Source organism: Rhodospirillaceae bacterium, from assembly GCA_016712715.1.
Taxonomy (GTDB): Bacteria; Pseudomonadota; Alphaproteobacteria; order Dongiales; family Dongiaceae; genus Dongia.
This window is the reverse complement of the sequence record JADJQM010000003.1, coordinates 153205-175937: the sequence shown is the minus strand read 5'-3', so window position 1 is coordinate 175937 and position 22733 is coordinate 153205. Positions and strand designations below refer to the sequence as shown.

General features: G+C 60.4%; 15 protein-coding genes and 1 pseudogene. 5 read left to right on the top strand and 11 right to left on the bottom strand.

Annotated features, from left to right (window positions below):
• Positions 1-10 precede the first annotated feature (10 nt).
• Positions 11-2977, bottom strand: a complete 2967-nt coding sequence (locus IPK59_18620; GenBank protein ID MBK8160685.1) for a bifunctional [glutamine synthetase] adenylyltransferase/[glutamine synthetase]-adenylyl-L-tyrosine phosphorylase — start codon at positions 2975-2977, stop codon at positions 11-13.
• Positions 2978-3140: 163 nt separating this feature from the next.
• On the opposite strand from IPK59_18620, the gene IPK59_18615 reads away from it, so the two are divergent.
• The 3 genes from IPK59_18615 to IPK59_18605 all read left to right on the top strand — a co-directional run bounded on the left by IPK59_18615 (position 3141) and on the right by IPK59_18605 (position 10723).
• Positions 3141-6383, top strand: a complete 3243-nt coding sequence (locus tag IPK59_18615; GenBank protein MBK8160684.1) for an AsmA-like C-terminal domain-containing protein — start codon at positions 3141-3143, stop codon at positions 6381-6383.
• A gap of 29 nt (positions 6384-6412) precedes the next feature.
• Positions 6413-8080: a bifunctional metallophosphatase/5'-nucleotidase gene (locus IPK59_18610; GenBank protein MBK8160683.1), complete on the top strand. Its 1668-nt coding sequence runs from the start codon at positions 6413-6415 to the stop codon at positions 8078-8080.
• A gap of 549 nt (positions 8081-8629) precedes the next feature.
• On the top strand, positions 8630-10723 hold the full coding sequence (locus IPK59_18605; GenBank protein MBK8160682.1) for a methyl-accepting chemotaxis protein: 2094 nt from the start codon (positions 8630-8632) through the stop codon (positions 10721-10723).
• Between the two features lie 75 nt (positions 10724-10798).
• Here the strand turns inward: IPK59_18605 and IPK59_18600 are convergent, their stop codons facing one another.
• The 4 genes from IPK59_18600 to IPK59_18585 form a co-directional block, all read right to left on the bottom strand.
• Complete coding sequence (locus IPK59_18600) at positions 10799-11596, bottom strand: xanthine dehydrogenase family protein subunit M (protein ID MBK8160681.1); 798 nt, start codon at positions 11594-11596, stop codon at positions 10799-10801.
• Between the two features lie 12 nt (positions 11597-11608).
• Positions 11609-13996, bottom strand: coding sequence for a xanthine dehydrogenase family protein molybdopterin-binding subunit (locus IPK59_18595; GenBank protein ID MBK8160680.1), 2388 nt, complete (start codon positions 13994-13996; stop codon positions 11609-11611).
• 3 nt (positions 13997-13999) lie between these two features.
• On the bottom strand, positions 14000-14479 hold the full coding sequence (locus IPK59_18590; GenBank protein MBK8160679.1) for a (2Fe-2S)-binding protein: 480 nt from the start codon (positions 14477-14479) through the stop codon (positions 14000-14002).
• A 329-nt stretch (positions 14480-14808) separates the two neighbouring features.
• On the bottom strand, positions 14809-15429 hold the full coding sequence (locus IPK59_18585; GenBank protein ID MBK8160678.1) for a carbon monoxide dehydrogenase subunit G: 621 nt from the start codon (positions 15427-15429) through the stop codon (positions 14809-14811).
• A 140-nt stretch (positions 15430-15569) separates the two neighbouring features.
• On the opposite strand from IPK59_18585, the gene IPK59_18580 reads away from it, so the two are divergent.
• Positions 15570-16034 (top strand): DUF192 domain-containing protein, encoded by a 465-nt coding sequence (locus IPK59_18580; GenBank protein ID MBK8160677.1) that lies wholly within the window; start codon positions 15570-15572, stop codon positions 16032-16034.
• Position 16035: 1 nt separating this feature from the next.
• Here the strand turns inward: IPK59_18580 and IPK59_18575 are convergent, their stop codons facing one another.
• The 5 genes and pseudogenes from IPK59_18575 to IPK59_18555 form a co-directional block, all read right to left on the bottom strand.
• The gene (locus IPK59_18575; protein ID MBK8160676.1) at positions 16036-16695 is read right to left on the bottom strand and encodes a class I SAM-dependent methyltransferase; all 660 of its coding nucleotides are present in this window, start codon (positions 16693-16695) and stop codon (positions 16036-16038) included.
• A gap of 11 nt (positions 16696-16706) precedes the next feature.
• Entirely contained in the window at positions 16707-16937 is a 231-nt protein-coding gene (locus tag IPK59_18570) for a hypothetical protein (protein MBK8160675.1), read from the bottom strand.
• Positions 16938-17111: 174 nt separating this feature from the next.
• Entirely contained in the window at positions 17112-18494 is a 1383-nt protein-coding gene (locus IPK59_18565) for a glutamine synthetase (protein ID MBK8160674.1), read from the bottom strand.
• A gap of 31 nt (positions 18495-18525) precedes the next feature.
• Positions 18526-19889, bottom strand: a pseudogene (locus IPK59_18560) (aspartate aminotransferase family protein).
• A 170-nt stretch (positions 19890-20059) separates the two neighbouring features.
• Positions 20060-21043 (bottom strand): magnesium transporter CorA family protein, encoded by a 984-nt coding sequence (locus IPK59_18555; protein MBK8160673.1) that lies wholly within the window; start codon positions 21041-21043, stop codon positions 20060-20062.
• A gap of 413 nt (positions 21044-21456) precedes the next feature.
• Here IPK59_18555 and IPK59_18550 point away from each other — a divergent pair, with 413 nt between their 5' ends.
• Positions 21457-22248: an SDR family oxidoreductase gene (locus IPK59_18550; GenBank protein ID MBK8160672.1), complete on the top strand. Its 792-nt coding sequence runs from the start codon at positions 21457-21459 to the stop codon at positions 22246-22248.
• Between the two features lie 11 nt (positions 22249-22259).
• Here IPK59_18550 and IPK59_18545 read toward each other — a convergent pair whose 3' ends face one another.
• On the bottom strand, positions 22260-22712 hold the full coding sequence (locus IPK59_18545; protein MBK8160671.1) for an Lrp/AsnC family transcriptional regulator: 453 nt from the start codon (positions 22710-22712) through the stop codon (positions 22260-22262).
• Positions 22713-22733: the final 21 nt, after the last annotated feature.

Here is a 22733-nt window from a genome sequence, read left to right as displayed (position 1 = left end):
GTGGTCTCCTTCATTCCGGGATGGATTCAACGTCAAATATGGTCTCGAAGCATTCGAAAACCATTGCCTCTTGCTCGATGATCAGGGCCTTAAGTGTCGGAAAATCCGGTTCGCTCACGATCTGAGCAAGATGTTTCTTGGCCGGCGCGCCGAGCTTTTCTTCCTCCAGTTTGCCACCGACAATCAAGCGGATGACTTGCTGCAGGCGGTGCCACTGCCTTGCCACGGTGATCAGCCTGTCGCCCGTCACGGGATCAATCAACCCCAGGAGATGCGCGCGACCCAAGGCAATAACCGGGTCGCCTGCGACAATGTCCGGGTGTTCGGCAGCATTTTTAAGAACCAGATATTGCGAGATAAAATCGATATCAACTTGACCGCCACGACAGTGTTTCAGATCCCAGATGTCGTCAGTGCGATACTGCTGGGCCATGCGGCGCCGCATATCCAGGATATCGATCCGGAGTTTTTCAGGATCGCGTTTCTGGCGCAGAACGCGATTCAACATCGCCATCGTGTCATTGGCCAGACCGGGATCGCCGGCGATAACGCGCGCGCGCGTCAGGGCCATATGCTCCCAGGTCCATGCCTCGGTCATTTGATACTTTTCGAACGGCGAAAGGCCGCTTGCGATGGGTCCGGAATTGCCGCTCGGCCGCAACCGCATGTCGACCTCAAACAGCCTTCCTTCGCCCGTGGCCGCCGTGATGGCATTGATCAGGCGTTGGGCGAGGCGGGCATAGTACTGGATCGGTGCCAGTGGCTTGGCACCACTGGACAGCTTTGTATCCCAGTCAGGCACGTCTGCCGGGGCGTCATAGATGAAGACCAGGTCGAGGTCGGACGTGATGGTCATTTCCCGGCTGCCAAGTTTGCCTAGCGCCAAGAAGACCAGGCCGCGGCCCGGCAACTTCCCGTGCTGGGCTTCAAACTCGGCAGCAACAAGCGGAAACAATGCTGCCAATGCGCAGTCGGCAACGTCCGACAGCAAAGGACCGGCGTCATCTCCGTCCAAGGTACCGCGCAGGATACGCACGCCAATCTGGAACTGCTGGTCCTTGGTCCAGCGCCGCAGAACGTCAATGGCATCCTGGAAGTCGGTCGCCAGATCCATTTGGCGGTCGAGATCCAAGGACAATGTTGCCCGATCGGCATTGGCGTCATAAAGGCCGGCGGCAACGACGCCGTCGAGCAAGGCCGGGCGCCGTGCCAATTGTTCGGCCAGCAGTGGCGCCGTTCCCATGACCTCCGCGATCAAGTCGAGCAGGGCTGGATTGGAATAGATGAGCGAGAAGAACTGAACGCCTGCCGGAAGGGCGCGCAGAAAATCATCAAAGCGGCGGAAGGCGGTATCGGGTTCTGCCGTCCGACCGAGCTTTGTCAGCAGGCGCGGCATCAACTCGGTCAACAATTCGCGAGCCCGAGCGCTACGCGTTGCGCGGTAGCGCCCATGATGCCAGGCACGAATCTGGGCGGCGACGGCGCTGCCGTTGGGAAAGCCCATGCTCTCAAGGTTGCGCACCGTCTCAGGATCGTCGTCGGTGCCGGTAAAGACCAGGCTGCCGGCAATACCGGCTTCTTCGGCGCCCAGGGTCGGTGCCTCCTCGAAAAGCTCGGCGTAGTGATCTTCGACCCGCCCCAGATGGTGGCGCAGCATCGCTTCAAATTCCACTGTATTGGCATGACCGCTGAAGATAGCGACCCGGTCCAGCGCCGGCCCGTAGTCCGGCAAAGTCTGGGTTTGCTGATCGTCGATCATCTGCAGGCGATGTTCAATTTTGCGAAGATAGGCATAGGCGGTGATCAGCTCGTCGGCGACGTCACGCCGACATTTGCCGACTTGGACGAGGCCTTCGATCGCCGCGCAGGTCGCGCGTTTGCGCAGTTCCTTGGCGCGTCTGCCCCAAATCAACTGCTGGGTTTGTGCGAAGAACTCGACTTCGCGAATGCCACCTCGGCCGAGTTTGATGTTGTGACCGGCGACCGCCACATGACGATGCCCTTTGACGGCGTAGATTTGCCGTTTAATCGAGTGAATGTCCTGGATGGCTGCAAAGTCCAGATGTTTGCGCCAGATGAACGGCCTAAGCCGGTACAAAAAAACCTCGCCGGCGCTGATATCGCCTGCAACAACACGCGCCTTGATCATGGCGGCGCGCTCCCAGTTCTGCCCCATGCCTTCGTAATATGTCTCGGCGGCCAGGGTGGATATCACCAGCGGTGTCGAAGCCGGGTCGGGTCGCAGGCGCAGGTCGATGCGGAAGACATAGCCTTCGGCGGTTCCATCTTGCAGAATCCGCACCAGATTTCGCGCCAGGCGGACGAAACATTCCTGGGCGGTCTTGCGCCCCGTATAGCGAACCTTGTCACGTTCGAAGAGCAGGATAAGGTCGATGTCGCTGGAATAGTTGAGTTCGCCGGCACCAAGCTTTCCGAGGCCGACCACGATCAGGCCGCAATCCCGTTCCGGCTCGTCAGGAAACGGTAAGGAAATCTCCCCGGAAAGTGCGAGTTTGCGCAACTGGTGCGAGATCGTTGCCTGTAGACAGACGTCAGCAAAGCTGCTCAGCGCACCAGTTACCTCGCCGAGGTCCCACAACCCGCAGATATCTGCTGTTGCTACGATGAGCGCCACTTGCCGGCGGGCTCGGCGCAAGGCTGTCATTAACGCTACTTCATCGAGGCTTTCCAATGCTTTGGGTGATATCTCCTTCACGACATTGTTAAAGACAGAATCGATATCCTGGGTTAAAAGTTCAAAAAACACCTCAGTTTCTGCCAAAAGGCAGCGAGCCAGGAAGGGAGAGTTGCCGAAAAGCGCAGCGAGCAGACCGGCAACGGTGGGAGTTGCCAGGAGCGAGGCTGCCTCCGGCGTCAGGTTCTGGGTCAATTGTTCCAGATGGAGTTCGGCCTGCCGCTGATCACTCGGGCGCGGCAGCAAGGCGGGGTCGATGGCGGCAATGGTTGCGAGGGGCATTGTCTGGCTGTTGTCAGCGGGGAAACCGAGAGACTGCTGAAGCTACCGGTCCTGGTCAAGCCAATGCTTTGTATGGGGTGCGGAAACCCTTGGCACCGGGACGTGTTTCTTCAGCAGAATAGTGCTTCTGACCTTACCGCCTGCCGATCGGAGCTAACCGCGCGTGATTCGTCGAACGACAAAAATAACACTCGAAGTTCTCGGCGCGGCCCTTGCGGGCGCAGCGATCATCCTTGCCTTTCTGACATGGCGCCTGACTCAGGAAGGTCCGATCCATCTGCGCTTTCTCTCTTCCTATGTGGAACAGGCGCTGATCCGCAATGACCAACCCTATCGCATTTCGATCGACGATACAGTCCTGACCTGGGCGGGCTGGGACCGGGCGTTAGACGTGCGCGCGATCAACTTGCGCGTACGGGACCAGGAAGGCCGCGAACTCGCCAATTTGCCGGAAGTATCAATTACCTTCAGTGCTCGGGCGTTGCTGAAAGGACTGGTTGCACCCAGCAAGATCGAGATCATCGGCCCCAAGCTAACCCTGATTCGGAACGCAGACGGCTCACTAGCCTTTGGCCCCGGTGGTGTCACCAGTTCGCCGACCACGAAGGAATCCGATGGCAGTTTCGAAGCGCTCATGCTGCTGGCTGGCGATATGCTGGAGCCGCCGGATCGCACCAAGCCGACGGGCTACCTGACCTCGGCCGCCATCCTCAATGGCAGCGTTCAGATCATCGACCATGTCACCGGCCTGACCTGGCAGGCCGACAATTTCGGCGCGGAGGCGCGACGCGATGTAGGCGGCCTGGTTGGCGATCTCTTCGCGGCGATGCCGCAATTCGGCGATCCAGCCATCGTCAGCGCCAAGCTCGACTATCGCCGCGACAGCGAGAAGCTCAGCATTGATGCAGCGGTAGCGGCTCTTCAATTGTCATCGCTCGGCCTGATTGAGCCGGCGCTTTCCGATTTGTCGACGGCCGATCTCGCCGTGACGGCGACGGTAAAGACGTCCATCCAGATTGCCAGCGAGCATCTCGGCGACATTGGCGAGGTTGATTTCACTTTGGCAAGCGGCGCTGGCGCCCTAGATTTGCCGGGTCTCACAAAGGAGCCGATTCCAGTTGCCAGTCTCTCGGTCGAAGGGCGCGTCGACAGGGACCAGGATATCATGGCGATCAGGGCTTTCGATCTTGATATCGGGGGGCCGCATATCACTGCCAACGGGGATTGGCAGGGTGCCTTCAGTGGTAAGGCCAAAGACGGTGCCGCGCCTCTGCTGACTGCCGCCATCAAAGTTACCAAACTGCCTGCGGAACTGCTGGACCCCTATTGGCCAGAAACGGTGGCGAGCGACACGCGAAACTGGGTTGTGCCCAACATTCCTCATGGAATGGTCGAAGAAGCGAGCGCTGATCTTGTCCTTCGACTGCCACTCGACGTCGTTGGCGCGAAGGTTGAATCCGTCAAGGGGATCCTCAAGACCAGCGACATGACGGTGCACTATCTGCGGCCGATGCCGCCCATTACCAAAGGTATTGCGACGGCGGAGTTCGATGCCAAGACCTTTACCGCCAAGATTACGGGCGGCGAGGTGGGCAACATCAAGGTGACGGCGGGTGATCTGCTCATTACCGGGCTCGATGTCGAGGACCAGTTTATCAAAGTCAGTGGCGATGTCGCGTCACCGTTGAAGGACGCCCTCGACCTGCTCGATCATCCGCGCCTTGGATATGCCAAGAAACTGGGAATCGACCCGAAGACGGCAGGCGGCACCGCGAAGGCAAATATCCTGTTCGACTTCCCGGCTGCCAAGAAACTCACCTTCGCCGAAGTGAAGGTCAAGGTGGCGGCCGAAATGAACGATGTCAAAATCGCCAAGATGCGCTTCGATCAGGATGTCACGCAGGGCGTGCTCAAGCTGAATCTTGACGAGAAAGGCATGAACATCGCTGGGCCAATCGTCTTCGCAGATATTCCGATTATTCTCGATTGGAGTCAGACCTTTTCGGACGACGCCGCGTTCGACGAGAAACTGCACGTCAACGGCGCGGCTACCGCAGAGCAACTGGCATCCCTCGGCTTCGACTATCGCCCCTGGGTCGAAGGCAGTTGCCAGTGCGATGTCACCTATACGACCCTGGCTGATGGTCGAGCAACCCTGCAGGGCGTATTCGACCTCACCGCGTCCGTGTTGGACGTACCGGCAGCGAAATGGCACAAGGATGCGGGCGTTGCCGGACGCGCCGAATTGACCCTTGAGATGTTGAACGACAAGCCGGTCGCTATTCCTCATTTTATGGTATCCGCCGGCGATCTTGCCACGGGTGGCGCGATTCAGTTCGCCGCAGACGGGACCATTTCTCGCGTGACATTGCCCGAGCTGAAGATCGGGCCGTCACACTTGACCGGCTTCGATGCTGAGCTGAAAGAGGGCTGGACGCTGGTCACAGTTGCTGGCGGCAATTTGGACGCAGAACCATGGTTGGGCGAAGACACGTCAACTTTGACGCCCGAAGAACTGGCGCAAACCGGACCTGAGCAGCAACGCCCATTCACTCTAAAGGGTCAGCTGGCGCAGCTGCGACTTGGTGAGGGACGTGAACTGGCCAATGCGACGATTGAGGCAATCCATGACCCCTATTGGTGGGATGTCGTGAGTTTCCAGGCGACGCTACCTAGTGGAGCGCCTATCACTTTCGACTACAGGCCGGGCAAGCCAGGTCAGCACGCGCTCAACATCTCGACCAAGGATGGCGGTGGCGCTTTGCGCATTCTCGATCTCTATGATTCCATCAAAGGTGGAACGCTATCCATTACCGGGACCGTAAAGGACAACCAGCCCTGGCGGCCGTTGCGCGGCAAGATCTCGATGTCGTCTTTCCGCGTCATCAACACCCCATTCGTTGCACGCTTCCTGACAGTAGCCACGATCACCGGGGTCGTGGATGCGGTCACAGGTGAGGGTTTTCTGTTTGGTGGTGCCGAGGGGCGCTTTACGAAGACAAGGGGTAACATAGAGATTTCACGGTTTCGCAGTGCAGGACCGTCAGTGGGCATGACCGCACAGGGGCAGATCGACCTGGATCGAAACCTGATCAATGTCAAAGGTACGCTCGTACCGGCCTATGCCATCAACAGCGTGCTTGGCAATATTCCATTGATTGGCTCCATCATCCAAGGCGGTGAGGGCGAGGGTCTTTTCGCGGCTACTTACGCCGTTACCGGCAACCTTGACGAACCCAAGATTGATGTCAATGAATGGTCGGCGCTCGCCCCCGGCTTTATTCGCGATCTTTTTACCGATGACGGAACAGAACTTCCGGATGTCGAGGGCAATGGAGAAACTGCACCCGGACAGAACACACTTCCAGCGCCAAAGGCACCGGACGAGCAGCACCAGAACAAGTAGCTGGCAGACATTAATCAGGAGCCAGGGACATGTCGCCTCGATCTCTCATTGTCGTTCTGCCTATGTTGCTTGCAAGCTGCGCCGGAACGACATCGAGCCCCGTAGAGCTACGACTTCTCGCCATCAACGATTTCCACGGTAACATCCAGTCCAGTGATCCCAGCCCCGGACGCGTTGCCGTCGTCAGGGATGGCAAACAGGAATTGGTCGAGGTTGGTGGTGCGGCCTACCTCGCGGCCATCGTCGCGCGTGAACGCGCCGATCACGCCAACACGATGCTGATCAGCGCAGGCGACCTGACGGGAGCCAGCCCGATGCTGTCAGGCTTGTTAAAGGACGAGCCGACCATCCGAGTCATGAATCAGATCGGGCTAGATATCAATGTTGTTGGCAATCATGAGTTCGATCTTGGTCGCGGCGAACTGATGAGGAAATCGCTGGGCGATTGTGCCACGTCGCTCTTTTGCCCGGAAGGCTCCTTTACTGGGGCGGCATTTGAGTATCTGGCGGCCAATGTCGTCGATGCCGATAATGGCAAGCCATTGTTCCCAGCCTATGTGGTGCGCGAGTTCGAAGGCGTCGAGATTGCCTTCATTGGTGTGGTCACCAGAGAAACACCCAGTATCGTCGCCGCGCGCGGCGTTGCCGGCCTGACATTTCTGGACGAAGCCGAAACACTCAATCGCTATGCCAGGGAACTTACCAAGCGCGGCGTCCGCGCCATAGTTGCGGTCCTTCACGAGGGGTCAAATGCTGGCCCGGATACGCCGTTGGACGGATCGGACTGTGTCGGCCTCTCCGGGGAGCTGAATGAAATCGTTGCCCGGGTGGATCCGGCGATCGATCTTTTCGTGACGGGACATACGCATCAAAGCTATGCCTGCCGGTTGGGTGGACGCCTGGTGACCCAGGCAGGAAATTATGGCCGATCAATGAGCATAGTCGATCTGCTGCTCGATCCTGCCGACGGCGAGATTACTTCGGCGTCGGCGCACAATGTCGCTGTTACGCATGACGTCGCCCCGGATACTGGCATCCTAGCTGAGTTGACCCTTGCCGAAGTGGCGACCGCGCCGATCCGCCAGGAGAAAGCAGCGACCTTGCCGTCCGCTCTCACACGTCAACAGAATGAAGCAGGCGAGTCAGCCCTGGGTGACGTCGTCGCAGACGCGCAGCTGGCGGCAACGCGGAATCTTGGAGCCGTTATTGCCCTGACAAATCTTGGCGGCATCCGCCAGGATCTTCCCAGTGACCCGGAGAAAGGCCTGGGGGTGGCCCTGAGTGATCTCTTTGCGGTGCAGCCGTTTGGCAACAATCTGGTGGTCATGGATGTTTCTGGTGCGCAATTGAAGCTTCTTCTGGAACAGCAGTGGATCGGTCAGCCGGATGACCGAAAGCCGCGCATTCTGCAGATCTCCAAGGGTTTCAGCTATTGCTACGACGACCGTCGCGCCGAAGGAAACAAGATCCTTGCAGAAACGATCAGCCTCGACGGCGAGGTTCTCAGGCCGGATGTAGTTTATCGAATTGCCGTCAACAACTTCCTGGCTGGCGGCGGAGATCGCTTCAAGATCCTGACCGAAGGGCGCAACCTGGTCCAGGGCGGAGGTGACCTTGATGCTCTGCGCGACTATGTGAAAGGCCATGCGGATGAGCTGTCTGACAAACCAAAAGGACGCATCTGCAGGCGTCTCTAAAGAATCACGCGACGCAGATACTCTCTTTCGTTCAGTCTGGCGGGAGAAGTTCAGGCCGTGCTCCAATGCCATCGGTGGATGTATGGGAGATATCTCCGCCGATGAGTGCGATCAACGCGTGGACGATTGGCAAGCCAGGCCCCGTGCCTTCGATGACAAGAAGCACGCCGGTATCCTTTCGTCGCGACGCAACGGAGATGCTGCCATCATGCCTGTTGCATTTCGCTGCATTGGGCAGAAAGTTTATCATGATACGTTGCGGCACTCGGCGACCTGTCACGAGATGGCGGGCATTGTCTGCCAAGTGAACAGAGATGTGCAGTTCGTGACTCTAATGCGGTAATTGTCAATCCACGCGATGAGCCGGTTGTCGTTGCCGGGTGGTTCCAGCTGTGCCTTCCGGGTATCGTTTTCGATCATGCTCCCCGGTGCCAACCGGTCCACCATGAAGGCAGTCGCCCCATCTTCGATCGAGAGCGTTCATAACTTATTAAGGGATATAGTCGAAATTCCCACTGTTAAATAATATTTCAGCGGGGGAAATTTCATATGTCACGTGTCGGTATTTCCGGGGGCTCATTGGCAGTCAAGATCCTGCTGCCCATCCCGGCGGCGCTTCTGATTGGCCTCGGCCTTTCCACTTGGGTCACAGTCTCTCAAAGCAGCATGACCGTTGGCAAGCTCAGCAGTGACCTTGGTATGGAGGTAGCTGTCTCCGCCGCTGACAAGGTTGAGAATGTTATTGCCGGCGCGTTTGCCTCCGCGCGAGCCACGGCGGCCAACACAGTGGGTCAAATCGAAGGAAAATCAGCCAGCCGCGCCAGCGTGCTCGCCTCATTGCGCAAACTCCTGGCCGACAATCCAAGCCTGCTGGCGACCTGGGTCGCCTTTGAGCCGAATGCCTTTGATGGCCAGGATGCAAGCTTCGTGTCCGCCGAAGGCCACGATGCGACCGGCCGTTTCGTGCCCTATGTGGCGCGGGATGGGGAAGGGTCGAGCCTGACGGCACTAACCGACTACGAAACGCCGAGCCTTGGCGATTACTATCTGCTGGCGCGCGACAGCGGTCAGGAGCAGTTGCTGGAACCCTACCTCTATCGCGTAAACGGCAAGGATGTGCTGATGACCAGCGCCGCTGTGCCGATCGTGGCCGATGGCAAGGTTGTCGGTGTCGCGGGCATCGACCTGTTGCTGGAGGGGCTCAACGGCCTGCTGGGCGAGATGAAGCCATTTGAAACAGGATCCGTATCACTCATCTCCAACGGCGGCTTGTGGGCTGCCTATACGGACGTGGCAGCACTTGGTAAGCCGATTGAAGAAGCATCGGCGACGCTCAAGGCAGCGTTGCCGGCGATCAAGGACGGCGAACGGCTGGTAACAGAGGATCACTCTCAGTCGCTCGATACCGATGTCACGCGCATTTTCATGCCGGTGACCGCTGGCCTCTCTAGCGATCGGTGGTCGGTGCTGGTGAATCTGCCAAAGGACAAGATACAAGCCCCGGTCAATGAACTCACCAACACGGTGCTGATCGTCGCTGCCGCGATCGTTGCTGCGCTGGGTATCATCATCGCCCTGCTGGTCGGCTATCTCGCTGCTAGCCCAGTTCGCAAACTGACCGGCGCCGTCGAGGGGCTGGCAGGCGGCAATACCGCCCTTGACGTGCCTCTTACCACGCGCCGCGACGAACTTGGTGTCATGGCGCGCGCCATCGACTTCTTCAAGGAGAAGCTGATCGAGGTCGACCGGCTGCGGGAAGAGCAGAAGGTTTCTGAGCAGCGGGTCTCGGCTGAACGGCGCAAAGCCATGCTGGATCTTGCCGATGGATTCGAAGTGGCGATCAAAGGTGTGGTTGAAGGTGTCTCTTCGGCAGCGACGGAGCTGCAGTCGAGTGCTACCTCGATGTCTGGTACTGCGGAAGAGGCCACCCGCCAGTCGACGGCGGTGGCAGCAGCCACCACGCAGGCATCGGCCAATGTGACGACTGTGGCAGCGGCGGCGGAAGAGCTTTCCTCATCCATCACCGAGATCAGCCGGCAAGTCGCCGACAGTTCGACGGTCGCAAAATCGGCGGTCGATGAGGCCGCCAAGACGGGCGAAACGGTCGAAAGCCTCGCGGTGGCAGCTGAGAAGATCGGCGGGATTGTTCAGCTCATCAATGACATTGCCAGCCAGACCAATTTGCTGGCGCTCAATGCGACAATTGAGGCGGCCCGGGCCGGCGAGGCCGGCAAGGGTTTTGCCGTGGTGGCGTCGGAAGTGAAGAACCTCGCAAGTCAGACCGCCAAGGCAACCGAGGATATTTCCTTCCAGATCAGCGGCATGCAGCAGGTGACACGCACCGCGGCCGGCGCCATGGGCAGCATCCGCTCGACCATCGCCCGGATCAACGATATTGCCTCGGGGATCGCCGCTGCGGTCGAGGAGCAATCGGCGGCGACCCAGGAAATTTCCAGCAATGCGCAGCAGGCGGCGATGGGCGTTGATGAAGTTGCCCGCAATATCGGCGGCGTCAACCAGGCGGCAACCGAGGTCGGTGGTGCTGCCGGCGAGGTCCTTGGCGCGTCATCCGAATTGTCGCAGCAATCTGAGGCTTTGCGGCGCGAGGTCGATGCGTTCATCGCCAAGATTCGCGCCGGCTGATCGCAAAGACGGGATTGCATAGAAAACGGGCGGGACCAAGGTCCCGCCCGTTTCCGTTCGGTCGGAGGTAACCCCTTATTTCGCTGCAGCGACTGCCCGCCCCGCCAACACGCTCACGAGATGGGCGCGATAGGCGGCTGAACCGTGGAGGTCGCTGTTGATGTTGCCGGCCGAGACCTTGGCGCCCTTGGCCGCCTCGGCGGTAAAGCTGCCAGAAAGGGCCGCTTCCACTTCCTTGGCGCGGAAGACACCTTCCTGGCCGGCACCCGTCACCGCGACGCGCACGCCGCCCTTGGTCTTGGCGACGAACACACCGACGAGGGCAAAGCGCGAGGCGGGCTGTACGAACTTCTCATAGCCGGCCTTTTCCGGTTTCGGAAAATGAACGGCGGTAATGATCTCGCCTTCTCCCAGCGCGGTCGTGAACATGCCCTGGAAAAAGTCGTCGGCCTTGATCTCGCGCTTGTTGGTGCGGATGGTGGCGCCGAGGCCCAGCACCGCCGACGGATAATCCGCCGCCGGATCGTTGTTGGCCAAGGATCCGCCGATCGTGCCGCGATAGCGCACCTGGCGGTCGCCGATATGACCGGCCAGATGGGCGAGGGCAGGGATGGCACCCTTGACGACGGAGGAGTTCGCGACCTCGTCATGGGTGGTCATGGCCCCGATGGTGATGCCCTCACCTTCCGCCTTGATGCCCTTGAGCTCGGCAATGGCGCCCAGATCGATGAGATCGCTGGGTTCCGCCAGGCGCTGACGCAGCGTTGGCAGCAAGGTCTGGCCACCGGCGATGATCTTGCCGTCGCTTGCCGCACCGATGGCCTTTACGGCATCGGCGACAGAGCCCGGCCTATGGAATGCGAAATTATGCATTTGCTTCCTCCCTTACTCTGCCGCTTTAGCTTTGCCGGCGGATTGAATGGCCTGCCACACCTTGTGCGGGGTCGCGGGCATCGAGATATCGGTGACATCCACCGGCAGCAGCGCATCGAGCACGGCATTGATGACGGCGGGCGGCGAGCCGATGGCGCCCACTTCGCCGACACCTTTAGAGCCGAGCGGGTTGTGGGTGCACATGGTGGCGTGGTTGGCGACGGTGATGTTCGGCACGTCATCGGCCCGCGGCATGGTGTAATCCATGTAGGAGCCGGTGAGGAGCTGGCCCGTCACCTCGTCATAGGTGCAGCTTTCCAGCAGCGCCTGGCCGATACCCTGGACAACGCCGCCATGCACCTGGCCCTCGACGATCATCGGGTTGATGACCCGGCCGATATCGTCGACCGCGGTGAAGTTCAGGACCTGGGTGACACCCGTTTCCGGATCGATCTCGACCTCGCAGATATGGGTACCGCCCGGATAGGTGAAGTTGAGCGGATCGTAGAACGCGGTCTCTTCGAGCCCTGGTTCCAACTCGGTGATCGGGTAGTTGTGCGGCACATAGGCCGTCAGCGCCACCTGGCCGAAAGTCACCTTCTTGTCGGTGCCCTTCACGGTGAACTCGCCGTTCTTGAAATCGATGTCGGCCACCGAGGCTTCCATCAAATGAGCGGCGATGCGCTTTGCCTTGGTGATGATCTTGTCCATCGCTTTGACGATGGCTGAACCGCCGACTGCGAGCGAGCGCGACCCATAGGTGCCCATGCCGAAGGGGATCTTGTTGGTATCGCCGTGGCTGACCTCGACGCTCTCAAACGCGACGCCAAGCGTATCCGACACCAGCTGGGCAAAGGTCGTCTCGTGGCCCTGGCCATGGCTGTGGGTGCCCGTGAAGACGGTGACCGATCCGGTCGGATGCACGCGGATCGAGCCGCATTCATAGAGACCGGCACGGGCGCCCAGCGAGCCCACGACCGCCGACGGCGCAATGCCGCAGGCTTCGATATAGGTCGAGATGCCGATACCGCGCAGCTTGCCGCGCTTCTTGGCCTCGGCCCGGCGTGCTTCGAACCCGCTCCAGTCGCCCAGCTTGAGGGCGATGTCGAGGGTGGCACCATAGTCGCCACTGTCATATTGCAGGGCGACCGGTGTCTGGTACGGGAAGGCGCTGTTCGGAATGAAGTTCTTGCGGCGCAATTCGACCCGGTCGATTCCGGTCTCGCGTGCCGCCTTCTCGACCAGGCGTTCCAGGAGATAGGTCGTCTCCGGGCGACCGGCACCGCGATAGGCATCGACAGCCACGGTGTTGGTGAAGACGGCCTTCACTTCGGCATAGATCGCCGGGGTCGTATAAACGCCGGCCAGCAGGGTTGCCGACAAATAGGTCGGCACGCAAGGCGCGAAAGTGGAGAGGTAGGCGCCCATATTGGCGATGGTGTTGACGCGGAGGCCGATGAACTTGCCATCCTTGTCGAGGGCGAGTTCTGCATGGCTGACATGATCGCGACCCTGTGCGTCGGTGATGAAGGCTTCGGAACGGTCAGAGGTCCATTTGATCGGCCGGCGTACCTTCTCGGACGCCCAGGTAACGAGCGCTTCTTCCGAATAATGGAAGATCTTGGAGCCGAAGCCGCCACCCACATCCGGTGCCACGACGCGCAGCTTGTGTTCGGGAATCTGCAGCACGAAGGCGCCCATCAGCAGGCGGATGACGTGCGGGTTCTGGCTGGTGGTGTAGAGCGTGTACTCGCCGGTGGCGCGGTCGTAGTCACCGACAGCGGCGCGCGGCTCCATGGCATTGGGGGCGAGACGCTGGTTGACGAGGTCGATCTTGGTGACGTGATGTGCCTTCGCAAAAGCCGCATCGACGGCGGCCTTGTCCCCGATATGCCAGTCGAAGCAGGTATTATTCTTCGCGTCCGGCCAGACCTGGGCGGCACCCGGCTTGTCAGCGCCGCCGGTTGAGACAATTGCCGGCAATTCCTTGTAAGTGACGTTGACGGCTTCCGCGGCATCACGCGCTTCGGCCAGTGATTCGCCGATGATCAGCGCCACCTGGTCGCCGACATGGCGGACGCGGTCCTTGCACAGTGGGAAATGCGGCGGCTCGATCATCGGGCTGCCATCCTTGCTGTGGATCTGCCATCCGCAGGGAACGCCGCCCTTGTCATAGTCGGCGCCGGTGAAGATGGCGACAACGCCCGGCATGTCCTTGGCCTTCGCCGTATCGATCTTGACGATCTCAGCATGGGCATGCGGAGAGCGCAGGATATAGGCATAGGTCTGGCCAGGGCGGTTGATGTCGTCGGTATAAGTGCCGCGGCCGGTCAGGAACCGGAAATCCTCCTTCCGCTTGGGTGAATGGCCGATGCCAGTTTCTTGTCCAGAGTCAGCCATGGCTTATTTCCCCTTCCCAGCTTGCATCGCTTCGGCGCCCGCTTTCACGGACTTCACGATGTTGTGGTACCCGGTGCAGCGGCAGATATTGCCTTCGAGGCCGGCGCGAATTTCGCTCTCGCTCAGCGCTGGCTTCCCCTGTACCAGGTCGATGGCACTCATCACCATGCCGGGCGTGCAGAAGCCGCATTGCAGGCCATGGTTATTGCGGAAAGCTTCCTGCATCGGATGCATGGTGTCGCCCGTCGCCAGGCCTTCGATCGTCGTCACCTGCGCGCCGTCCAGTTGAACGGCCAGGACATTGCATGACTTCACGGCCTTGCCGTTGACATGCACGGTGCAGGCACCGCATTGCGCGGTGTCGCAACCGACATGCGTTCCCGTGAGAGCCAGTTTGTCGCGTAGGAAATGAACGAGCAATGTACGTGCTTCGACATCTGCCGAAACAGCCTTGCCGTTCACCGTCATCTTAACGGTGGGCATAACGATCCTCCCTGAGTTGCCGTGGCTTGCCGCCACTAGCTGCCTTTTGCGTCTTGCCGGCCTTCACCTGGGTGAGGCCGGTTCGTCGTGATCGAATGAGAGAATTAAGCTTGCCCGGTCAATTGAATGTCAAGGTCTAGAATCAGAACCCGGGCGTCGCACTGCTATCGTGCGGAACATGCGACAGGCTGATGACGGAAGCCTGCCTATTTATTGTTCATTGCTGCATTGCGTCAGATTTTGGCGTGGTGATACCGGCGCCCTCGCTGCGAAAGGTTCGCGACCATCTGTGCTCTATTCGACTTTTGTCCTGCTTGGCAGCGAGTGCCTTATTCCTTCATGAAGAAGTAGAGTACGCCGCCAAGAACAACGACCAACCCGGTAATCCAGATGGCCGGATGCAGGCCCTTCTGCGCGGGCGGTGTCTGTGTGCTAAGGGTGGGGGATACCATCTCGCTCTGGGCAGCAATGTCTGACTCGGCGGCTGCTTCCGAGGTCGCAACAGCCGGCTGCGCCGCCACGGCGGCTGCAAAGGCGCTGAAGAAATCGTCGGCCATTTTCTTGGCGGTGCCTTCGATCAGGCGGGAGCCGATCTGTGCGAGCTTGCCGCCGATCTGGGCGGCGGCGGTGTATTTGAGGATTGTGCCGCCACTGTCGTCATCTTCCAGAGCCACCTTGGCGCTGCCTTTGGCAAATCCGGCAGCGCCGCCCTGGCCTTCGCCGGTGATGGTGTATCCATTGGGTGGATCAAGGTCGGACAGCGTGATGCGGCCGCCAAACTTGGCCTTCACGGGGCCAACCTTGGCCACCACGGTTGCCGTAAAACCGTCGCCGTCGCGGACCAGTTCCTTGCAACCAGCGATGACGCTTTTCAGCACATCTGGGTCATTGAGCGCTGCCCAAACCACAGAACGCGGGGCCTTGATCGGATACATGCCGGAAATTTCCATGGCTTAAACTCCCACCTGACATGGGGTCAGAATAGAGGCGCGCCGGTCACATCTTGTCAACGGGCTCGGCTTGTCCTTGACGCTGGTCCGCCAACACGGCCAATCTTTGCCGGGGATAGCATCTTGCATATGAGGGATCGTTGAAACTCGGGAACCTATGGCAGTACGCCATCATCGCCTTCTCACTGGCAATCGCGTCGCCGACTGCGGCGCTTGAGCAGGTGCCCGTCTTGATCCATGCAGGCGGCAGCACCTACAAGTTCGCCGCCGAAATCGCCGATACGGCCGAGGAGCGGTCGCAAGGCCTCATGTTCCGCGAGAAGCTTGCTGCCAATGAAGGCATGCTGTTTCTCTATCCGACGGCCAAGCCGGTCTCCTTCTGGATGAAGAACACGCCTTTGCCGCTGGATCTGCTCTTCATCGGCGGGGAAGGCCGCATCATTCACGTGGCATCCATGGCCGTGCCGTTCGATACCAGCCCGATCAGTTCCAACGGGCCGGCTCAGGCTGTTCTGGAAATCCTGGGCGGATCGGCCGCCCAACTGGGGATCAAGCCGGGCGATCTGGTGGAGTGGCCGGCTCAGCCGACCCAGCCGACGCCATAACCTAGCGTTTGCGGGCGATCGTCAGCCCGTCGGCGATCGGCAGCAGGCAGAAATCGACGCGGGCGTCGGCGGCAATGAAGCTGTTGAGTTTTCGCAGCGTGGTCGTTTCCAGATCCTGCGACGCTGGATCGGCGACATCGCCACCCCACAGCACATTGTCGATCAGGACCACGCCGCCCGGCCGGAGCAGGTCCAGGACGGCCTCGTAATAATGCGGATAGTTGGTTTTGTCAGCATCGATGAAGGCCATGTCGAAGCTGCCCGGAGCCGACTTCTTCAGCGCTGCCAATGTATCGAGCGCCGGCGCCAGACGCAGGTCGATCTTGCCGGCGACGCCTGCCTTGGCCCAATAGCGGCGCGCAACGGCCGTATATTCCTCGCTGACATCGCAACAGATCAGCTTGCCGTCGGCCGGCAGCGCGCGCGCTACCGAGAGGCTCGAATAGCCGGTAAACGTGCCGATTTCGATGGCCCGCCGGACTCCCATCAATTGGGCGAGCAGGGCCATGAACTGTCCCTGCTCGGGCGAAATCTGCATCATGCTGGCGGGCAGTTTGCTCGTTTCCGCGCGCAGCTCCTGCAGGAGCGGGTCGTCGCGAAAGCCAAATTCAAGGATGTAGCTGTATAGGCGTTCGCTGACCTGGAGTGGTTGCTTGGCCATCGCGCCGAGGCTCAGGCCGGTCGGTTTGGCAGGCGGACGTATTGGACCCCTGACTCCAGCGAGCTTTGCGCCACGGTCTTGCGCCGGGATTGATCCTGGACACAGAAGATGTGGGCATAGGGCGTGCCATCGATCCCGTTGAAGATCGATGCAACTTCCCAGGTGATCAGGTTCGTGTCGGCGGACTTGTAGCGCGCGCCGACCGTTACCCGATTGTCTTTCTTGGAACTGAACAGGCCCATGTCTTCAGCGCTCGTCTGGCAGCGATCGTTAACAGGCCGGCCGCTGGCCGAGTCGGCCCCGGGACTTACCGGCATCTTGGCGGCTATGACCTTGATTCGGGCGGGAACGTAGCATCTGAACCCGAACCGAACAAGGTCGTGTGGTGCCAAGGCTGTGACCTTATTTGCGATCCCTCAGGCGTTGCGCAAATACCACGCGTAATCGAGTTCGGTCACGCGGGCGTTAAAGCGGTCGTATTCGGCCTGTTTCACGGCTGCAAAAACGTGGTGGAAGCGCTCGCCGAGATACTCCTTCATCCGTGTCGAGCGGGTGAACAGATCAATGGCCGCCTGCCAGTTGGTGGGGATAGTTAAGCCCATTTCCTGGGCCTTGGCATAGCCATTGCCCTCGATCGGCGCACCGGGATCGAGCTTCTGCTTGAGGCCCCAATGCACCGCCGCCAGCATCGCCGCCACGGCGAGATAGGGGTTGGCATCCGCGCCGCAGATCCGGTGCTCGATATGGCGCGATTTGGCCGGACCAGCCGGCACACGGAAGCTCACCGTTCTATTATTGATACCCCAGGTGGGGGCGACCGGTGCGTAGGAGTTGGCCCGGAAGCGGCGGTAGGAATTGGCGTTGGGCGCGAAGATCGCCATCGAGTCGTTGAGCAGCGCCTGCATGCCGGCGACGGCTTGGGCGAGGAGCGGCGTACCGGCCGGGTCATCGCTGGCAAAGGCGTTGCTGCCGTCCGGATTGGCGAGGCTGACATGGAGATGCATGCCGGACCCCGCGATATCGCTGTGCGGTTTGGCCATGAAGGTCGCCTCGAAGCCATGGCGGACGGCGACACCCTTCACCAGGCGCTTGTACTTCACCGCCTCGTCGCAGGCCTGGAGCGCATCGGCCTGGTGACGGAGGCCCAACTCCATCTGGCCCGGCGCATACTCGGAGATGGCGGATTCGAGCGGCAGCCCGATCTTCTCGCCCATGGCATAGACGTCACGGAAAAAGGGTTCGAAATCGTCCAGCTCCCGCAGGCCATAGGCCTGAATGTCCCAGGAGCGGTTGCCGGTCACCGCGGAGACCGGCGGCTGCAGCGTGCCGTCGGCACGGCGTTGCCGGTCGATGGGATAGAACTCCATCTCGCAGGCGACAACCGGGATGAGGTTGAACTCCTTGAACCGGTCGATGACGGATTTCAGCACATGGCGCGGATCGACGTCGCAGGGCGTGCCGTCGAGTTCATAGACAGACAGCATCATCTGCGCGAAATCATCGCCCAGCCAGGGCGCCAGGGTCAGGCCGCCCGGGGCAGGTTTGCCCAGCCGGTCGGCATCGCCATCGGCCCAGACCAGACCGGATTCCTCGACATCCTCGCCGGTGATATCGAGCGCCAGCATGGTGCCGGGCAGGAAGCGGGCATATTCGAAGATCGGGCGGATGTCCTGGCGCAGCAGATTCTTGCCGCGCGGTACGCCGGATTGGTTGGTGAAGAAAATCTGGACGAACTTCACGTCCGGATGGGCGGCGAGGAAGGCATCACATTCGGCGATATTGCTGACAGTCGTACTCATAGAAACCCCCAAAATTTAGAACGGCGCCAGATCAGGCAGCCAATTCGTCCAGACATTGGCCGATCGTCGCGACCAACCGATCCACTTGCGCCGGCGTCGTCACGGGACTGACCAGCGTCATGTTGTGGAAGGGCGCGATCAAAAGACCTCGGTTGAGTAGATAGAGATGGACAGCGAGTTCCACCGGACCATGCATGGCGGCCTGTGCTTCGGTCCCGTTGCGCGGCCGATTTGGCGCGCAGACAAACTCGGCGCGCGCACCGACATTGGAGACATGCCAGGGGATATCCCGCTTGCGGATTTCCGCTTCGATGCCACGGGCAAGTTTTTCTGACAGCGGCAACATGTGATCATAGGCTGCCGGCGTCATGACATGCTCAAGATTGGCGCGCATCGCCTTGAACTGGAGGGCGTTGGCGGACAGCGTCGTGCCCATGCCGCTATAGCCCGATCCCGCCTCCTGTTCCGCGACGCGCATGCGGGCGGCTATTTCGGCTGTACAGCCAAAGACGGCCGTCGGTAAGCCGCCGGCGACGGGCTTTCCCAAGGTGAGAAAATCCGGCTTCAGATCATGGGTGCGGGTGTAGCCGCCATAGCCAGTCGAGATCGTATGCGTTTCGTCGATTACCAGCAGGGTTTCGGTCTTGCGGCAAAGCTTCTGCAGGGCATCGAGGAAACCCGACTGTGGCAGCACCATGCCGATATTGGTGAGGGCTGGCTCTGTGATGACACAGGCGACGTCGCGTTCCTTGAGGGCCGCTTCCAGCGCCGCCACATCGTTGAACTCGACCACCTTGGTATGTGTGGTGAGGTCATAGACCTGGCCGATGAGGCCCGGCCGGTGAATGGCTTTGCCATTCTTCAGGCGCACGAAGGTGTCGTCGACCGCGCCATGATAGGCGCCGTGGAAAACCAGCACCTTGGTGCGCTTGGTGATGGCACGGCACCAGCGAATGACGAAGCGGTTGGCATCCGTCGCCGTCGTCGTCACTTGCCATTGCGGCAGGCCGAACATCTGTTCAAGCAGCCGGCCAACGGCAATGATGTCTTCCGTCGGCAACATATAGGTGAGGCCGTGGGATGCCTGCGCGGCGATGGCCTTGGCGACCGGTTCCGGTGAATGGCCGAACATCGACCCGGTATCACCCAGGCAGAAATCGTCATAGGTGTGGCCGTCGGCGTCGGTGAGTGTCGCACCTTTGGCATCGGCGACAAAGAGAGGGAAGGAGTCGACCAATCCAGCATCCAATGATGCGGCACACCCTTGATCCAGTTGGCGCGGGCTGCCTCGCCCAGCTGCTGTGAAATCGGGTTGGACTGGATGTAGCGGTCAGTCTCTCGCTTTGTCATCGCCTCGACCTGCGCCTTCGGCAGGCCGGCTTCCGATAATTCCATGATGCGTGCACTCTGTCCTTCTGCTGCGGCCGCGACGGGCCAAAGAGGCGCCATTGATAACGACTGCCCAGGGGGATTAGCAAGAGGCGGGCTTAACCCCTTGAGGCGCAATGGGCTGTTGCGCTGCCGCAATGCAGCGAAGGCGTCAAATGCCTGGCGAGGAGGTTAACTCAGAGCCAGCCGCGTTTACGAAAATACCAGAAGGGCAGGACGGCCGAGAGCACCATCAGGCCGATGGCGACGAGATAGCCGTAATCCCAGGACAGTTCCGGCATATGCTCGAAATTCATGCCGTAGATGCTGGCAATCAAGGTGGGCGGCAGAAAGGCCACGGCCGCCACCGTAAAGATCTTGATAATGGCGTTCTGCTCGATATTGATGAGGCCCAACGTCGCGTCCAGCAGGAAGTTGATCTTTCCGGCGAGGAAGGTCGCGTGATCGGCGATCGAAGCGACGTCGCGCGACAGTGTTTTGACGCGCGTCTTGACGTCCTTCTTCATGTTGTTCTGCGCGTTGAGAAACAATACGACGCGGCTGAGGCCGAGCAGGCTGTCCCGTGCCTTGGTGGCAAGATCGCCGTTGCGACCAATACGCCGCAACACATCCTGGAGGCTGCTGCTCTTATGTGCGCCGCGACCCTTGTTCTGCGACCGTGAACCTATGGCACCGGTTTGCTTGGAGAAAATGTCGCGCGAGACTTGCTCCATATCAGCTGCGGCCAGTTCCAGGATATCGGCGAGGCGGTCAGCAATACCTTCGAGCAGGCCGAGAAGAATCGGCTGCGCGCCGGTTGCAATGTTGGGGTGACGCAGGGCGCGCCGCGCAAAGACCGCGAAGGGCAGGGGGTCGACAAACCGCACGGTGATCAAGGCGGTCGGCGTGAGGATGAAGGTGACCGCGCCGCTCTCCGGATGCTCGGTCGCGGCCTTGTGCAAGACGGGAACCGTCATCACCAAACTGCCTTCTTCGCTGTAGAGGCGACTGCTGGCCTCGATCTCATGCATTTCTTCGCGTGTTGGCACCTCGATGGCGAAGGCAGTCTCGACCGCCTGGATTTCAGTCGGGGTGGGCTCCAGGAGATCGACCCAGACGGCATCGCGCGGCAAGGTCTCGGCGGCATGGTCGGCGGCATCCTGCAGGCGGCTCGGTAGCATCTCGGCGGCGGGCAGGTCGGTCACGACGGGACGTGTTGCGAGCCCGCTCACGACGATCTTGGTGAGGACGTCCTCTTGGTGGACATAAGCGGTGATCATGCCGGCCTCCGAAGGTAAACGAATGGTGACGTTCCACCCGAAGGCATCGGCAGCAACAGGCTCAGATGGTTAGTGGCAGCCTGTGCTTGCGGATGAGTCCGGGCCTGTGATGGTCCGCGCCGCGCCAGTTGAGCGCGTACTGGGAGGCTCTGCGGCGGTGGATTGTGCCCGGTTCATGTGACAGTTCCTGACATAGGCCGGGGCCAACATGCGCCCAGCAATCGATCGTTTGGTAGGACTGGCGCGACGGACTGTCAATTGAAAAGGTGCCGCGCTAGTCTCCGCTGCCGCACATGCCAGCAGAGGACGCAGGAATGACGACATTGACCGGCCAGGTGGCCCTGGTGACCGGGGCGGGCAGCCCAGATGGGATCGGCTTTGCCATCGCCCAGGCACTGGCGGCGGCAGGTGCTCGGGTGGCGATAACGTCAACCACCAACCGCATCAAATCCCGGCTCAAGGACATGGGCGGTGCAGACCAGCATCTGGCGCTCATTGCCGACCTCACCGACGCCGAAGCGGTCGCGCAACTCGTGAAGGGTGTGAATACCGGGCTCGGCAGGATCGACATCCTGGTCAACAATGCCGGCATGATCCAGACCGGCAAGCGCGAACGGGCGCGCCTCTTCCACGAGATCGCTGTCGAAGACTGGCTGCGCACCATGGATATCAACCTCAACACATGTTTTCATGTCAGCCGCGCCGTGCTGCCGCAGATGCTGCGGCGGAAATATGGCCGCATTGTCAACATCGCCTCGGTCACCGGGCCGCTGGTGACCAACCCGCGTAGCGCCGGCTATTCTGCCGCCAAGGCCGCCATGGTGGGCCTGACGCGCGCACTCGCGATCGAAGTCGCCGACAAGGGCATCACGGTGAATGCGGTGGCGCCAGGCTGGATCCAGACAGGTTCATCCGCAAAATCCGAGATTGTCGCCGGCAATCATACGCCGGCGAAGCGTCCGGGCCGACCCGACGAGGTTGCGGCCGTGGCAGCGTTCCTTGCCAGCCGCGACGCATCCTATGTCACCGGGCAGATGCTGGTGGTCGATGGCGGCAACTCGATCCAGGAATACAAGGGCCCGAGCGGCAAAGGCCGGATGTACTGAGCGGGAACTGTTCAGCCTGAGGCCAGTTCCACCCGCACATTGCGTTCAAGATAGGTGTTGAGCGCGATGTAGGAGCGAGTCTCCTTGACGCCGGGAATGTCATAGATGGCCTTCAGCAACTGCTCCAGCGCGCGGGTTCCTTCGCAACGGACCTTCAGGATCATGCAGGTGTCGCCGGCCACGGCATGGATTTCTTCCACCCGTGGATCGGTCTCGAGGGCCATCATTTCCGGCGTCTTGCCCCAACCTTCGGTCATGACATGGACGAAGGCCATGAGCGGCCGGCCGATCGCCTCGCCGTCGATGGCGATGGTGGTCTGCTTGATGACTCCCTGCGCCTTTAGTTTCTTGACCCGCTCGAAGACGGAGGGGGCGGAGAGGCCCAACTTCTCGCCCAAATCGCGATATGCGATGGTGGCATCGTCGGCGAGCAGGCCTAACAATTTTCGGTCGGTGGCGTCCATGAGCTCGGCTTTTCGAATGGC

Excerpts from the sequence above, each read along its gene's own strand:
- IPK59_18620 (MBK8160685.1), bottom strand. The coding sequence starts at position 2,977 with ATGCCCCTCGCAACCATTGCCGCCATCGACCCCGCCTTGCTGCCGCGC.
- IPK59_18565 (MBK8160674.1), bottom strand. The coding sequence starts at position 18,494 with ATGAGTACGACTGTCAGCAATATCGCCGAATGTGATGCCTTCCTCGCC.
- IPK59_18600 (MBK8160681.1), bottom strand. The coding sequence starts at position 11,596 with ATGCATAATTTCGCATTCCATAGGCCGGGCTCTGTCGCCGATGCCGTA.
- IPK59_18575 (MBK8160676.1), bottom strand. The coding sequence starts at position 16,695 with ATGGCCAAGCAACCACTCCAGGTCAGCGAACGCCTATACAGCTACATC.
- IPK59_18610 (MBK8160683.1), top strand. The coding sequence starts at position 6,413 with ATGTCGCCTCGATCTCTCATTGTCGTTCTGCCTATGTTGCTTGCAAGC.
- IPK59_18585 (MBK8160678.1), bottom strand. The coding sequence starts at position 15,429 with ATGGAAATTTCCGGCATGTATCCGATCAAGGCCCCGCGTTCTGTGGTT.
- IPK59_18555 (MBK8160673.1), bottom strand. The coding sequence starts at position 21,043 with ATGCTACCGAGCCGCCTGCAGGATGCCGCCGACCATGCCGCCGAGACC.
- IPK59_18605 (MBK8160682.1), top strand. The coding sequence starts at position 8,630 with ATGTCACGTGTCGGTATTTCCGGGGGCTCATTGGCAGTCAAGATCCTG.
- IPK59_18545 (MBK8160671.1), bottom strand. The coding sequence starts at position 22,712 with ATGGACGCCACCGACCGAAAATTGTTAGGCCTGCTCGCCGACGATGCC.
- IPK59_18550 (MBK8160672.1), top strand. The coding sequence starts at position 21,457 with ATGACGACATTGACCGGCCAGGTGGCCCTGGTGACCGGGGCGGGCAGC.
- IPK59_18570 (MBK8160675.1), bottom strand. The coding sequence starts at position 16,937 with ATGGGCCTGTTCAGTTCCAAGAAAGACAATCGGGTAACGGTCGGCGCG.
- IPK59_18590 (MBK8160679.1), bottom strand. The coding sequence starts at position 14,479 with ATGCCCACCGTTAAGATGACGGTGAACGGCAAGGCTGTTTCGGCAGAT.
- IPK59_18595 (MBK8160680.1), bottom strand. The coding sequence starts at position 13,996 with ATGGCTGACTCTGGACAAGAAACTGGCATCGGCCATTCACCCAAGCGG.